Source organism: Bacillus haikouensis (genome assembly GCF_013179555.1).
In the GTDB taxonomy this organism is placed as follows: Bacteria; Bacillota; Bacilli; order Bacillales; family Bacillaceae_B; genus Rossellomorea; species Rossellomorea haikouensis_A.
The window spans coordinates 1-2,955 of the sequence record NZ_JABMCR010000395.1; the positions used below are offsets into that span (position 1 = coordinate 1).

Sequence of the window (2,955 nt, forward strand, 5' to 3'; positions counted from 1 at the left end):
ATCATTATCGGCAGCGGAATGAAAGTGGAAACGGCAAATCTTCTAAAATATGCGGATGGAGCTGTCTTTGGATACGGGGCAAAAATTGATGACATTATGACGAACCCGGTTGACGAAGATAAAACACGCCGCTTCTGTGAAGGTGTAGATAGAGAAAGAAACCATCAATTAGTGTAGTGGCACCCATTTTCAATAGAATCAGAGTATCGAAGGCAAAATACGCAGCCTTATTCCAATAAGGGTTTGGTGCCAATATGTGTCTCTCGATAATCTTCTATAAAAGAGATAGAAGGAGGGCTTTATAGTATGGAAGAACGAGTCATTATTGACACGGATCCGGGGGTCGACGATCTTGCCGCAATTTATCTTGCGCTTGCATCTCCGGAACTAAGTATTGAAGCATTAACGACAGTACATGGAAATATTGAGGTGGAAACGGCAACGCATAATGCACTTTCATTACTTGAATTAGCAGGCAGAACAGACATCCCTGTATACCGTGGAGCCAGCAAACCGCTCATACGCAAACCGCACTTTGCCAAGCATATCCACGGCAATAATGGGTTTGGCGGAGTCGTGGCCCCTGACCCTACCGTATCTGAGGCGGGGGAGTATGCGGCAATGGAGATTGTGAGGCTTTGTAATGAAGCACCAAACGAAATCACCATTCTGGCAATAGGTCCACTGACGAATGTGGCTCTGGCTCTCTCTATAGACCCTGGTATCGCGCAGAAAGTGAAAAGGATTATTGTCATGGGCGGCGCAGTCCGAGTCGCCGGAAACTATTCACCGGTTGCGTCCTTCAATCTGGCAGCTGATCCTGAGGCTGCAAGGGCAGTGTACGATTCGGGTGCGCCGATCGTTCAGGTAGGTCTCGATGTATGTACGAAGGTGAGAATTTCACAAGAAAATCTTAAACGCATCAGGGATACGAATACTCGTCCAGGGGCTTTCCTCCTAGAGGCTGCTGAATTCCGGCGCAAGGCTTACATTGCCGTCCAGCAATCGTCAGTAACGGAGACAGGCGTTTTCTTTAATGACGTACCAGCCGTATCCTATGCGCTTTGGCCTGAACTCTTTGAGGTCCAGCCGGCTTTTGTATCGATCGAGACAAAAGGGGAACTTACAGCTGGGCAGACTGTCACTGAGTTTACAGGACAGTGGGGTCATTCAGAACCTAATACCTCCATCCTGATGGATGTTGAAGGAGAGACCTTGGCACGACGTTTTGCTGAACGTATTTCGACCCTGGAAACAAAATATGCCGAGCCGCAAAAATAACTCGTTTTACGCAGTGAAATATCTTAATATTCCGATAACTAGAGGGGTGACAGCATGTCAACTCTGATTAAAAACACGACCATCATTACGATGGATGATCAAGCAGGTATCTTAGAAGGAAGCGTGCTGGTGGAAAATGGACTCATCAAAGAGGTGATTCCGCACAACCCTGGGAGTGAACTCCCAATTCAAGCTGATGAAAAAATCGATGGATCTGAAATGATTGTCATGCCTGGTATGACAAATGCTCATTATCATTCCTATTCGAATCTGTTAAAAGGAACAACGAGCCATTTACCATTGGAAATATGGTCCCTTTATACAACAGCATATGGTTATTCACTTGATGATGAAGATATTTACAATGCCGTACTTTTAGGTTTAATCGATATGATTAAAAGCGGTGTGACCAGTTGTATTGATCATTTTCCGCATATCAAAAGATCAGAAGCCGCACTTAAAGCATATGAGGCTTCATCGATTAGAGTGGGATTTGCCCCAATGATGCATGATGTACCTGATCATCATTTTCTTCCAGTCGATTTACCGGTCGATTGGAAGCGAAAACTGGACGAAGCAACACCAATATCTGTTGAAGAAATGAGAGCGTTTTATAACTCCCTTTTCAACAAATGGCATGATAATAATAGTAGAATTCAAATTTTATTAGGTCCAAATGCTCCGCAGCGATGTTCCGAGGAAATGCTGGCGTTATGCAAAGAATTAAGTGAACAAAGAGGGGCATATGTTCATACTCATCTTTTGGAAACAAGGATTCAAAAGGAAGTCGGGGATAATGCATTTTCCGGTGGGATAGTTGGCAGACTGCGGGATCAACAATTGCTTTCAAGAAAGTTGTCCGGAGCCCATTCCATTTGGATTGAAGACGATGAGGCAGACGTGTTAGCCGAGCATGGTGTTTCTCTTGTTCATAATCCAGTCAGCAATATGATGCTTGGCAGCGGAAAAGCGAAGATCAGAACCTATCTGCAAAAAGGGATGAACGTGGCGTTGGGAACGGATTCCTCCAATTGCGGAATCTCCCATAACCTATTCGAAGCAATGAGAATAGCTATTATGCATAGCCGGCAAGAACAGTCAAATTTCCATGAATGGCTGCAACCAATAGATGTACTTAAAATGGCAACAGTTGGAGGAGCACACATATTAGGCGAAGAGAAAAAGCGTGGAAAGATTAAACAAGATTATGAAGCGGACCTTGTTTTATTATCCAAGCGCTCGCCTGCTTTGGCTGTGAACACCGATCTTATTTCTCAGCTTGTGTATTACGAGAATGGAAGTTCGATCGAATCGGTCATGATCGAGGGTGAATGGGTTCTTAAGAATCACGAAATTGTTTCATTCGATGAAGAAGCTGTACTGCAATCAGTAAAAGAAAAACATGAATCCCTTGTTGAAAAAAGCCGGGGAAGTGTTCAATTGGCGAATGAAATTCAACCCTATTTCACCAAGATGTATAAAGAATTTCATCATGATTTTGGGGAGAGAAAAGCTGGCAGCAGCCTAGGTTCTGCTAATGAGCATGGAATGTTCGAAGAAATTAAATCTCAGTAAAACCCATATAAAAAGGAGGACAAAAGATGAAAAGTATAACAAAGGATTTTACGCTAATTTCCATATTGCTCATTCCCATTGGTGTGGCAGTCAATGTAG

2 protein-coding genes are annotated in these 2,955 nt (G+C 43.7%); both read left to right on the forward strand.

Features of this window, described 5'->3' with window-relative positions; all coding sequences use genetic code 11:
* Positions 1 to 306 precede the first annotated feature (306 nt).
* The gene (locus HP456_RS22100) at positions 307 to 1,281 is read left to right on the forward strand and encodes a nucleoside hydrolase (RefSeq protein WP_172255126.1); all 975 of its coding nucleotides are present in this window, start codon (positions 307 to 309) and stop codon (positions 1,279 to 1,281) included.
* Between the two features lie 54 nt (positions 1,282 to 1,335).
* The gene (locus HP456_RS22105) at positions 1,336 to 2,856 is read left to right on the forward strand and encodes an amidohydrolase family protein (RefSeq protein WP_172255128.1); all 1,521 of its coding nucleotides are present in this window, start codon (positions 1,336 to 1,338) and stop codon (positions 2,854 to 2,856) included.
* Positions 2,857 to 2,955 lie beyond the last annotated feature (99 nt).

Excerpts from the sequence above, each read along its gene's own strand:
- HP456_RS22100 (WP_172255126.1), top strand. The coding sequence starts at position 307 with ATGGAAGAACGAGTCATTATTGACACGGATCCGGGGGTCGACGATCTT.
- HP456_RS22105 (WP_172255128.1), top strand. The coding sequence starts at position 1,336 with ATGTCAACTCTGATTAAAAACACGACCATCATTACGATGGATGATCAA.